Raw genomic sequence first — 12,186 nt, forward strand, 5'->3', positions numbered from 1 at the left:
TAAGGAGATAGGTTGGGTATAAATAAGGAAGATTTATGGTTCTCAAATAAAGCTAAAAACAATGTCCTTTTAATGCATCTCCCCTTCAGGTTCTAATAATTTAAACACGATCTGAGTGAAAGCGAACAAGCTTAGCAATTTCAATAATTTTCATGGATGGATTTATGAAAATTAGTGAAATTGGTGTCTTTAATGATAACTCAATTCGAGATTATATTTTTTTAGTTATAAGTTGGATGATTTTGTTTTCAGGAAAAAATTCTTTTCCCAATACTTTTAAAATTGTAAATATAGGAACTGCAACAATCATCCCCAGAATGCCAAAAAGAAAACCGGCAATCAAAATCACTATGAATATCTCCAATGGATGCGAACTTACGCTTTTAGAAAAAATGATGGGTTGACAAACGTTATTGTCGATGATTTGAACAATCCAAAAACCGAATAATACATAAATGGTTACAGGCAGAATTTGGGTCTGAAAATCACTTCCCAATTGGCCAATCATGGTTAAAATTGCTGCCATTATAGAAGCTATTAAAGGGCCAACGTATGGAACGATGTTAAGGACTGCACATAAAAAGGCAATTACAATTGCATTTTGAACTCCAAAAATAAATAATACAATGGCATATAATATAAAAACAATAAAGAGTTGGAGTAGTAATCCAATGAAATAACGGGATAATAGGTGGTTTATTTTTTCTAAAGAATTTAAAATCTTGTCTTCTTGACTATCCGGTATTAATTTTTTGGCTCCCTCTTTAATTAGAATCTGATCTTTAAGAAAGAAAAAAGTAATGAACAGCACCGATGCCAGTCCCATTCCAAAACTACTGATGGCACCAATAATAAAGTTTAAAAAATCAGGGATGAAATTAAAATTTATTTTGGAGGTAATATTGGCTTCTTTCAATAATTTGGAAGAGTCAATATGGTGGTTTTCAAGAAATACAGCAATTTGATTGATTAATTGAAGACTGTTTTTTTCTATCTGCGCCGTATTTAATAGTGATAAATTTTCCCCTTGAGAAGAAATCAATGGGACAAATAGCATGATGAAACCAATGATAACCAGAACAAATAGCAATAAAGTTGTTATTGTTGCAAAGACGTGTTTAAACTTTAAGCGCCTTTTTAAAAAGTATAAAAAGGGATTTCCTATTAAGGTTAAAATGAATGCCACCACAAGATAAATGATCACAGATTGAATTTGATATAAAAAATAAAGGGCTACCGCAATTAGAGCTAAAACCCCTATTGCACGCAAAATCCCGTTTGCTAAAATCTTTTCATTCATGATGGATCGAATTAATTGTTAAAAATATAATTCATAATATTTGCCCCCATTTTTAGCGCTTTTAATCGTATTTCTAATGGGTCGTTGTGCACTTCTGCATCTTCCCATCCATCTCCTAAATCACTTTCATACGTATATAAAAGTACTAATCGTCCTTCTAGGAATATTCCAAAAGCCTGTGGGCGTTTGCCATCGTGTTCGTGAATTTTAGGAATTCCGGCAGGAAAGGAATACGGTTTCTGAAAAATGGGATGATTGGCTGGAATTTCAACCAGATCTACAGTAGGAAATATTTTTTTTATCTCTTTACGAATATACACATCCATTCCGTAATTGTCATCAATATGCAGAAAGCCGCCGGAAGTTAAATAGTTCCTCAAGTTTATCACATCCGAATCGCTAAAAACCACGTTACCATGACCTGTCATGTGCACAAATGGGTAGGAGAACAAATCTGGACTGCTCGGTTCAACTAATCCTGGTTTTGATTTAATTTTGGTATTTATATTCTGATTGCTGAATTTAATTAAATTGGGCAATGAAGTAGGATTTGCGTACCAATCACCACCACCGCTGTATTTTAGCAGAGCGATTTCTTGCGAAAAGCAATTTATTGAAAATAGAAACAGGAATAAATATATTTTTTTCATCGATTAAAAATAAACATTATTCAGGAATTCCCCCTTTGGAGGATAGGGGGCTTTCATTTACAAAAACCACGCTATGGCAAGCAACAATAGCGGCCGTTTCTGTACGTAACCTTGTGTTTCCCAAAGATACGGGAATGTAATTGTTTTCTAAGGCAGATTGGATTTCTTTTTCAGAAAAATCGCCTTCCGGACCAATTAAAATAGTGACGTTTTCATTGGGTTTTAAAATGTCTTTCAATGTTTTTTTGTTGGTTTCCTCGCAATGTGCAATTAATTGTGACCCTTTATTTTTGATTTTTACAAAATTTTTGAAAGTCATGGGGTCATTCAATTTTGGTAAATAAAATTGGTTAGATTGTTTCATTGCCGATTGGATAATCTTGTCAAATCGATCCGTTTTTATTTGTTTTCTTTCGGAATGGTCACAAATGATTGGTGTAATTTCCGAGACACCAATTTCGGTAGCTTTTTCTAAAAACCATTCATAGCGGTCGTTTAATTTTGTGGGTGCCACTGCCAAATGCAACTGATATTTTAGTTTTTCAGTTTTTTCAAAAGAAATGATTTTTACGGTGCATTTTGAATCTGAAGCCAAGGTGATTATCGTTTTGAATAAGTATCCCAACCCATTGGTTACAAATAAAATATCGGTATCTTTCTTGCGTAATACTTTAATGATGTGTTTGCTTTCTTCTTTATCGAAAGAAAAAAATTCGGAGGCTTCGTTGATATTTGGGTTGTAAAATAATTGCATAATTTAAAATTGTATTCTTGCTTTTGAAACTACATTAGAAGTCTCAAAATTTGCTATTAAAAACTTTTGATAACCTACAATTCCAATCATTGCAGCATTATCGGTGGTGTATTCAAATTTTGGAATATGAGTGTTCCAGCCGTATTTTTGTTCCGCTTCTTTTAGTGTTTTTCTAATTCCGGAATTGGCAGAAACGCCACCGCCAATGGCAATTTGCTTGATTCCCGTTGTGGCAACGGCCAACTTTAATTTGTCCATCAGAATTTCAATGATAGTATGTTGAATGGAAGCGCAAATGTCATTTAGGTTTTCCTCGATGAAATTTGGGTTTTCTATCATTTTCTTCTGTATAAAATACAAAATGGCCGTTTTTAAACCAGAAAAGCTAAAATCCAATCCCGGTACTTTCGGTTTGGTAAAAGCAAACGCCTTCGGGTTACCTAATTGAGCATATTTATCCACTAATGGTCCACCGGGATAAGGTAAACCTAGAATTTTGGCACTTTTATCAAAGGCTTCTCCTACAGCATCATCGGTGGTTTCTCCAATAATTTCCATATCAAAAAAGTCATTGACTTTCACGATTTGGGTATGTCCGCCAGATATGGTCAAAGCCAAAAAAGGGAAAGAGGGTTTGTCAAAACCTTCTTCCTCAATAAAATGAGCCAGGATATGCGCTTGCATGTGATTCACGGCGATTAATGGAATATTTAATGCCAATGCCATGGATTTGGCAAAAGAACTTCCCACAAGCAATGAACCCATTAGTCCCGGACCTTGTGTGAAAGCAATTGCAGAAAGTTGATCTTTATTGATGTTCGCTTTTTTAAGTGCAGCATCGATAACGGGGACAATGTTTTGTTGGTGCGCACGAGAAGCCAATTCGGGAACAACACCGCCATATTGGTTGTGAATAAGTTGATTTGCCACAACATTTGACAATACTTTATCGTTTTTCAATACTGCAGCGGCGGTATCATCACAAGAACTTTCGATAGCCAGTATAAAAACTGCTGAATGTTGCATAAAAAAGCACGATTATTGATTTATATTTGACAAACCGATTTAAAAATTTTATTTTTACGGCGAAGCCAAAAATAAAGAATTTTTATTAAGGTTCTTACCTTTCCTCGTGCAAAATATAAATTTAGGGAAAATATAAAATAATAACAGGTATCAAAAAAATTAAAAATATAGTAATTCGGTCTATTATTGGACTAATCCTGCTTTTGTTGGTACTTGCTATTGCGCTTACATTACCTTTTGTACAAACTAAAATTGCCCAATATGTAACTTCAGAACTTAATGCAAGTTACGGTACGGACATCAATATTGATCAAATTAGTATTACCGTTTTTGGTGGCGTCAAATTAAAAAAAGTAATGATTTGGGATTATCGCAAAGATACTTTAATTTATGCCAACAGAATAAATACCACAATTCTAGATTTCAAAAAATTGACCGATGGTGATTTGCTTTTTGGAGATGTCCGACTGGATGGTTTGACATTAAATATGAAAAATTACAAAGGAGAGAAAGACAACAATCTGGATAAATTTATCGCTTCTTTTGATTCCGGAAAACCATCAACAAAAAAGTTTTTGCTAAAAGCCAGTTCAGTTCATCTAACCAATGGACGATTTATTCTCATTGACGAAAATCATGAAGTCCCTAAAGATGTAGATTTTACAAGAATAAATGCCACTGTAAGTGATTTTAAAATTTACGGGCCCGATGTGACTACAAAAATTGATAAGATGTCATTTTTGGATCACCGTGGTTTGTTTGTTAAAAATTTATCCTCACAATTCACTTATACCAAAAAGAATATTTTATTAAAAAAAATGGACTTGCTAACCAATCATTCCACTTTAAAAGGAGATGCGGCATTGTATTACCATAGAGAAGATTTTACGGATTTTAATAATAAAGTACAATTTGACATACAAATAGACGAGTCTTATTTGGCAACAAATGATATCCGTTATTTTTATAATGAATTGGGAAACAATCAACATTTTAATTTAAAAGCCCATATTACGGGAACTCTTAATAATCTTGTTGCCAAAAAAATGAGATTGATTGATAATAAAAATTCTCAAATTATTGGCGATGTAAATTTTAAAAATCTATTTGGGAATAAGGAGCAGTATTTTTATATGAAAGGAAATTTTGATAAAGTTTCCTCTAACTATGAGAATCTGGTTGTTTTACTTCCTAATATTCTAGGGAAAAAGCTTCCCACTTCTCTTAAAAAATTGGGACAATTTAGTTTAAGTGGGAAAACAGAAATCACAACAACTTCAATTGATGCCGATTTTTATATGAGTACGGCATTAGGGAACATCCAGTCCAATTTGGTAATGACCAATATTGATAATATTGACAATGCAACTTACAAAGGGAACATCATTTTAGAAGAATTTAACATTGGCTCCTTTTTGAATAAAAAAGATTTAAGGAAAGTCACCCTAAATCTCGATGTGGACGGGAAAGGTTTTAAACAGAAAAATTTGAATACCACTTTTTCTGGAGATATTTATAAAATAGACTACAATGGCTATACTTATTCTAAAGTGATTGTTGATGGCAATTTTAAAGATCCAATTTTTAAAGGGAAAGTTTTTATAAATGACCCCAATTTATTTATGGATTTTGATGGCTTAGTTAATTTAGGCAAAAATGATATTGCATATAATTTCCATACGAAAGTTGACTATGCCAACCTGAAGAAACTAAATTTCACGAAAACCGATTCTATATCTATTTTTAAAGGAGACATAAAAATGAATGTTTCAGGAACCAATTTAGATAATTTAAAAGGAGATGTGTTCATCAATCAAACCTCTTATCAAAATAAGAAAGATACGTATTATTTTGATGATTTTACTATAAATTCGAGCTTTGACATAGATCGTTTAAGAACCATTACCATTAACTCTCCAGATATTATTGAAGGTAAGGTGGTAGGTAAATTTCAGGTCAATCAATTGCAAAAGATGTTAGAGAATTCCCTAGGGAGTCTTTATGCAAACTACAAGCCGAATAAGATAATTAAAGGGCAATTTCTAAAATTTGATTTTGCCATATATAATAAAATTATAGAAGTTTTTTATCCTGGAATAGAAATAGGAAAAAACACAGTTTTTAAAGGAAATATTAATTCAGATAATGATGAGTTTAAATTTCATTTTAATTCCCCTGAAATCGATGCTTTGGCTAATTCTTTTCACAACATAGACATTAATATTGACAATAAAAACCCACTATATAATGCCTATATTCAGTTGGATAGCATCAAAACAAAGTATTATAAAGTGCGCGATTTTAGCTTGATAAATGTAACCACTAAAGATACGTTATTCTTACGTTCCGAATTTAAAGGAGGAAATGAATCTCAAGATTATTACAATTTGAATTTATACCATACAATTAATGCAGGAGGAAAAAATGTTGTGGGAATAAAAAAATCGGAACTTAAATTCAAGGATTATTTATGGTTTTTAAACGAAGGAGAAAATAAAGAAAATAAGATTGAGTTTGATAAAGCGCTGAAAAACTTTTCCATAGATAACATTGTAATGTCTCATGAGGATCAAAAAATTGAATTGATGGGTCAGTTAAATAATTTGGTTAACAAAGATTTAAAACTAGATTTCCAAAATGTAGAATTAGACAAAGTACTACCATCCATTGAAAACTTTAAGATAGAAGGGAAGTTAAATGGCGATATTAATTTAAAACAATCCAACAATATTTACCAACCAACCGCATCAATTATGGTTGATAATCTTAACATTAATTCGATTGTGTTGGGAAAATTAAATGTTGACATTGATGGGGACGATAGCTTTAAAAAATTCAAAGTAAATTCGGTTTTAAAGAATAATAATTTAGAATCCTTTTCGGCAAATGGCAGTATAGATATTGCAGATAATAAAACTAATTTAGATTTAGATTTAAACCTAGAAGATTTTAATTTAGGCATTTTAAGTCCACTTGGAGGAGAAGTGATATCAAATATACGGGGTTTTGCATCTGGAAAAACAAATATTGGAGGAGATGTAAATAATTTGAACATCAATGGCCGATTGTTTCTAAAAGGTGCAGGGCTTAAAATTCCCTATTTAAATACAGATTATAATATTGAGGAGAATGCAACAGTAGATGTAACAGAAAAGAAATTTTTAATTCGAAATGCCACTTTAAAAGATGTAAAATACCAAACTGAAGGGAAATTAAACGGAAGTATTGAGCATCATAATTTTTCGGACTGGAAGTTGGATTTGAGTTTAAATTCAAGGAAACTTCTAGCACTTGATACTCAAGATAGTGAAGATGCAGCTTATTATGGATCCGCATTTATTGACGGATATGCCACAATTAAAGGACCTACGAATGGCTTGTTTATTAAAGTTGCCGCAAAATCAGAAAAAGGGACATCTATAAAAATTCCAATAAATGATGCAGAGTCGGTAGGAGATAATAGTTACATCCATTTCGTAAGTTCCAGTGAAAAATTCAATATAAAGAAAGGAATTAAAGAACAAACCAGAAATTATAACGGTTTGGAATTAGAGTTTGATTTTGACATCACCCCAGATGCAGAAGTTGAGGTCATTCTCGACAGGAATTCTGGCCATGGCATGAAAGGAAAGGGATTCGGCTCTTTATTGTTTAAAATAAATACATTGGGAAAATTTAATATGTGGGGTGATTTTCAGGCCTATGAAGGAACCTATAATTTTAAATATGGAGGATTAATTAATAAAAAGTTTGATATTAAAAAAGGCAGTACCGTGGTCTGGGAAGGTGATCCCATGAGAGCTGTCCTAAATATAGATGCTGTTTATAAAACAAGTGCAAATCCAGCGGTTTTATTGGAGAATGCTTCGTTTAATAAGAAAGTGCCAGTAGAAGTGGTTATTGGTCTTAAAGGAAATTTGAGCAATCCCAATCCCGACTTCGAAATTAATTTCCCAACAGTAAGTTCAATTTTAAAGTCGGAGATACAAACCAAGCTAGACGATAAGGATGTAAGACAAAAGCAGGCTTTAATCCTTCTGTCAACTGGTGGATTTCTTAGTGCTGATGGAGTTAATCAATCGTCAATCACAAATAATTTATATCAAAAATTTGGTGATATTTTTGGTAATATTTTTAATGATGAAGAAGCTAAAATTTCTGTAGGGGTAGACATCGTTTCGGCCGACAGAACCCCAGGCACTCAAACTGACGGGAGGTTTGGAGTTACCGTTTCCACTAAAATAAATGAAAGAATTTCTATAAACGGAAAGCTAGGGGTTCCTGTAGGAGGGATTAATGAATCGGCCATTGTAGGAGATGTAGAAATTCAATATAGGGTAAACCAGGATGGAACATTAAATCTTCGTGGTTTTAACCGAGAAAATGATATTAATTATATAGGGGAAGGTATTGGTTATACGCAAGGAATGGGGATTTCTTATGAGGTGGACTTTGATACTTTTAGGGAATTATTGCGTAAATTCTTTAAAAATCAATCCATTGAAAGAATAAACAAATCGGACGAAAATATTCAAGATTCTAATTTGTTTCCGGATGATATCAATGCTAACGAAAAAAATAAAGAGAAACCTGAAATACCGAAAGTGAATAAAGAGGCCATTCCTCTTGATGAGGAATAAAATTGGTTTTTCAAGTAATTCTCCGGAATAGATTTTATACAATTATAGATTTAACTGCTTCTTTTTTTCTTTTAAATCAAAATAAGGCTTAAAATAAAATAACATCATAAAAACTTATTAACAAAAACGATTGAAATTTTAAAACATCACGAAATTATTAAAATCGCTATCCTGAAAATGGTAGATGTTTGCTAAATTTACATTTTAATTGAGAAAAAAATGTCAAAAACAATAAAAAAAATAGGAGTACTTACTTCTGGTGGAGATTCACCGGGAATGAATGCCGCTATACGATCTGTAGTTAGAACTTGTGCCTATCACAACATAGAGTGTATAGGAATTTACAGAGGGTACCAAGGAATGATTGAAGGCGATTTTCTAGAAATGGGAGCGCGCAGTGTACACAATATCGTTAACAAGGGCGGAACAGTTTTAAAATCGGCACGTTCAAAAGAATTTATGACCGTTGCGGGTCGTGTAAAAGCGCATGAGCAACTTATTAAAGCTGGTATTGACGCATTAGTGGTTATTGGCGGAGACGGAAGTTTTACTGGTGCAGAAGTGTTTAATAAAGAATATGGTTTTCCAGTGATGGGAATTCCAGGCACCATCGATAATGATATCTTTGGGACAAGTCATACTTTAGGTTACGACACAGCTTTAAATACCGTTGTTGATGTAATTGATAAAATCCGAGATACTGCCAGTTCACACAATAGACTATTCTTTGTAGAAGTTATGGGACGCGATGCGGGTCATATAGCCTTGAACGCCGGAATTGGAGCAGGTGCAGAAGAAATTTTGATTCCTGAAGAAGATATGGGTTTAGAGAGGTTATTGGAATCACTTAAAAAAAGCAAGGCTACAGGAAAATCATCTAGTATTGTTGTCATTGCTGAAGGCGATAAAATTGGTAAAAGCGTATTTGAATTAAAAGATTATGTAGAAGCCAATTTACCCGAGTATGAAGTTCGCGTTTCTGTTTTGGGACACATGCAAAGAGGGGGAGCACCTTCTTGTTTTGACAGAGTTCTTGCGAGCAGGTTAGGGGTAAAAGCTGTTGAATCCTTATTAGAAGGAAAATCAAATTTTATGGTTGGAATGTTAAACGATAAAGTTTCACTTACTCCATTAGAACAGGCCATAAAAGGACATACCGAAATAGATAGAGAATTATTGAGAGTTTCTGAGATAATGTCAATCTAATTTTTATAAAAACTAAAGTACCATTAAACAAAATAATAAGAAAACAACATTAACAAAAACAAAAATCAAATAAAATGTCAAAAGTAAAATTAGGAATAAACGGATTTGGAAGAATTGGAAGAATAGTTTTTAGAGAATCTTTCAACAGAGACAATGTAGAAGTAGTAGCAATTAACGATTTGTTAGATGTTGATCACTTGGCTTATTTATTAAAATATGATTCAGTTCACGGTCGTTTTAATGGAACCGTTGAAGTTAAAGAAGGAAAATTATATGTAAACGGTAAAAATATAAGAATCACAGCCGAAAGAGAACCAGCAAATTTAAAATGGAATGAAGTAGATGTAGATGTTGTTGCAGAATGTACAGGTTTCTTCACAACTAAAGAAACTGCAAGTGCTCACATTAAGGGTGGAGCAAAAAAAGTAATTATTTCTGCACCTTCTGCTGATGCACCAATGTTTGTAATGGGAGTAAACCATACTAAAGCTTTAGCATCTGATACTGTTGTTTCTAACGCTTCTTGTACAACAAACTGTTTAGCACCATTGGCTAAAGTTATCAATGATAATTTTGGTATTGTTGAAGCTTTAATGACTACTGTTCACGCTACAACTTCGACTCAAATGACTACGGATGGTCCATCAAGAAAAGACTGGAGAGGTGGTCGTGCTGCATCTTGCAACATTATCCCATCATCTACAGGAGCTGCAAAAGCTGTAGGTTTGGTTATCCCAGAATTAAACGGAAAATTGACAGGTATGTCTATGCGTGTTCCAACAACTGACGTTTCTGTTGTAGATTTAACAGTAAAAGTGGCTAAAGAAACTTCTTATGCAGAAATAATGGCTGCATTAAAATTAGCTTCTGAAACAACGATGAAAGGTATTTTAGGATACACTGAAGATTTAGTGGTTTCTCAAGATTTCGTTTCTGATTCAAGAACATCAATTATTGATGCAAATGCTGGAATTGGTTTGAATTCAACTTTCTTTAAAATCATTTCTTGGTATGATAATGAATATGGATATTCAAGTAAATTGATTGATTTATCAGTTCACATTTCAGGTTTAAAATAATAGGCATTTAAAATCCCGTTAGTTTTTATAACGGGATTTTTATTTTTTTTTCTGGATTTTATTTTTAATTTCAGAAATAAAATCCCACAATCCATTAATATCTTTTATTTTTTAGGAAGCATTCACAGTGTTTTTTACATAAAACATGAAGTGTTCACTGAACTCCAGAAAGAATAAATAGTAAGGGTTATTGGAGCTACAAAAAACAAACAAATCAAATTTAGTTTTTACGAAATTCTTAAATTCTAAATTTAAAATCCTAAATTAAAATGAAATTATTAGTAGATAGTGGTTCCACAAAAGCAGATTGGATTTCAATTGATGAAAACGGAAAAGTATTGTTTACCGCTCAAACTTTAGGTTTAAATCCTGAGGTATTAGATAAAGAGGAGATAGTCAATCGTTTAAATGACAAGTTTGATATTTCTCATAACAAAAACAAAGTCACTCATTTGTTTTTTTATGGTGCTGGTTGCGGAACTGAAAGGATGAAAAATTTTCTTAATGAGGTTTTTAAAAAATATTTTCCAAAAGCAATTGTTACCGTTCAAGAGGATACCTACGCAGCGGTTTATGCTACGACTCCTAAAAATACAAAAGCAATAGTTTGTATTTTAGGGACTGGATCTAATTGCAGCTATTTTGACGGAACCGTTTTACATCAAAAAGTACAATCATTGGGGTATATCGCCATGGATGATTGCAGCGGAAATCAATTTGGACGACAGTTGTTGCGAGGGTATTATTTCAATAAGATGCCAAAAGACTTGGCTACAAAATTTGAAGAAACATATAATCTTGATGCCGATTTTATCAAAAATAATTTATATAAAGAACCTAATCCTAATGCTTATTTGGCAACTTTTGCTAAGTTTTTGATAGAAAATAAAGAGACGGAATTTTGCAAAAAAATTATTTTTGCAGCAATGGAGGACTTTGTTGAAAATTACATTAGACAATTCGAAAACTGTAAAGAGGTACCTATCCATTTTATAGGCTCAATTGCTTTCTACCTAAAAGAGGAATTGCACGTGGTTCTTAAAAAACACGGATTGAAACTAGGAAATGTACTTCGCAGACCAATTGATGGGCTCATTCAGTATCATATTTTGAATTAATAATTTCAAAATATTTTAATGAATTGCAATCATTGAAATTTCAATATTAACATTTTTTGGCAAGCATGCCACTTGAACCGTTTCACGAGCTGGAGCGGTTTTTTCGTTAAAATAAGTTCCATAAACAGAATTTATTTTAGCAAAATCATTCATGTTCATAATGTAAATAGTTGTTTTTACCACGTTTTCAAATGTCATTTCTGCGGCAGCCAGGACTGCTTTTAAATTTTCCAAGACTTGTTTTGTCTCCGTTTCAATATCCTCTAATACCAATTCCATGGTTAAAGGATTCAAAGCAATTTGTCCGGAAGTATACAATGTATCTCCCTTTAATATCGCTTGATTATAAGGGCCTATTGGTGCAGGAGCATTTTCAGTAAAAATTATTTTTTTACTCATTTTAATTGGTTTTA

The 12,186-nt window shown here is 32.6% G+C and carries 9 protein-coding genes; 4 read left to right on the forward strand and 5 right to left on the reverse strand.

Annotation, left to right across the window (positions count from 1 at the left end):
• Nucleotides 1–211: 211 nt before the first annotated feature.
• From DB895_RS12820 to tsaD, 4 genes are read right to left on the reverse strand one after another with little or no spacing between them, the layout of a single operon-like run.
• The gene (locus DB895_RS12820; RefSeq protein ID WP_116725767.1) at nt 212–1,300 is read right to left on the reverse strand and encodes an AI-2E family transporter; all 1,089 of its coding nucleotides are present in this window, start codon (nt 1,298–1,300) and stop codon (nt 212–214) included.
• 11 nt (nt 1,301–1,311) lie between these two features.
• Entirely contained in the window at nt 1,312–1,950 is a 639-nt protein-coding gene (locus tag DB895_RS12825; RefSeq protein WP_116725768.1) for a DUF4159 domain-containing protein, read from the reverse strand.
• 16 nt (nt 1,951–1,966) lie between these two features.
• Nucleotides 1,967–2,704 carry a 16S rRNA (uracil(1498)-N(3))-methyltransferase gene (locus DB895_RS12830; RefSeq protein ID WP_116725769.1) on the reverse strand — a complete coding sequence of 246 codons (738 nt, stop codon included), beginning with the start codon at nt 2,702–2,704 and terminating at the stop codon, nt 1,967–1,969.
• 3 nt (nt 2,705–2,707) lie between these two features.
• A complete protein-coding gene (gene tsaD / locus DB895_RS12835) occupies nt 2,708–3,730 on the reverse strand; it encodes a tRNA (adenosine(37)-N6)-threonylcarbamoyltransferase complex transferase subunit TsaD (RefSeq protein WP_116725770.1) in 1,023 nt (340 codons plus the stop codon).
• Nucleotides 3,731–3,933: 203 nt separating this feature from the next.
• Between tsaD and DB895_RS12840 the strand changes: the two genes are divergently transcribed.
• From DB895_RS12840 to DB895_RS12855, 4 genes are all read left to right on the forward strand, one after another.
• Nucleotides 3,934–8,370, forward strand: coding sequence for a translocation/assembly module TamB domain-containing protein (locus DB895_RS12840; RefSeq protein WP_116725771.1), 4,437 nt, complete (start codon nt 3,934–3,936; stop codon nt 8,368–8,370).
• 219 nt (nt 8,371–8,589) lie between these two features.
• Nucleotides 8,590–9,576, forward strand: coding sequence for a 6-phosphofructokinase (pfkA, locus tag DB895_RS12845; protein WP_116725772.1), 987 nt, complete (start codon nt 8,590–8,592; stop codon nt 9,574–9,576).
• A 74-nt stretch (nt 9,577–9,650) separates the two neighbouring features.
• Nucleotides 9,651–10,655 carry a type I glyceraldehyde-3-phosphate dehydrogenase gene (gene gap / locus DB895_RS12850; protein ID WP_116725773.1) on the forward strand — a complete coding sequence of 335 codons (1,005 nt, stop codon included), beginning with the start codon at nt 9,651–9,653 and terminating at the stop codon, nt 10,653–10,655.
• A gap of 269 nt (nt 10,656–10,924) precedes the next feature.
• A complete protein-coding gene (locus DB895_RS12855; RefSeq protein WP_116725774.1) occupies nt 10,925–11,773 on the forward strand; it encodes a BadF/BadG/BcrA/BcrD ATPase family protein in 849 nt (282 codons plus the stop codon).
• A gap of 15 nt (nt 11,774–11,788) precedes the next feature.
• Here the strand turns inward: DB895_RS12855 and DB895_RS12860 are convergent, their stop codons facing one another.
• Nucleotides 11,789–12,172, reverse strand: coding sequence for a RidA family protein (locus DB895_RS12860; protein WP_116725775.1), 384 nt, complete (start codon nt 12,170–12,172; stop codon nt 11,789–11,791).
• Nucleotides 12,173–12,186 lie beyond the last annotated feature (14 nt).

The sequence above is a fragment of the Flavobacterium psychrotolerans genome (genome assembly GCF_003097635.1).
Classification (GTDB): Bacteria; Bacteroidota; Bacteroidia; order Flavobacteriales; family Flavobacteriaceae; genus Flavobacterium; species Flavobacterium psychrotolerans.